This window comes from Alicyclobacillus sp. CIJ1, from assembly GCF_057538885.1.
Genome location: NZ_BAAJPH010000009.1, coordinates 1 through 285 on the forward strand (window position 1 = coordinate 1; position 285 = coordinate 285).

Annotated in this window: 1 pseudogene; it reads left to right on the plus strand. The window is 61.4% G+C overall.

The annotated features are described in order from the left end of the window. Positions 1-285 (plus strand): annotated as a pseudogene (locus AC27E8_RS00115) (hypothetical protein); the annotation flags it as partial.

Here is a 285-nt window from a genome sequence, read left to right on the forward strand (position 1 = left end):
CCCGAGTGATCGAGGCGTTCCAGGCGGAGCCCTACGGCGATCCCAAGCGGATCGCCGAGGCACTTGGGTTTGCGAGCGCGTTCGAGATGGCGCAGTACATGCAAGCGCATGGGTACCTGTGGTCCAACACGGCGCGAAACTATGTCGCCCAAGACCGTACACAAGACGAGGGTCCACCATCGGAGGAATCCGACAACGCTCGGCAGGTGGTGTCGAATGAGAGCGAATCGACTTCTCTTCCGCTTGGGGACGCGCTCGAGATCCTGGGGATGCTGGTGAAGCATC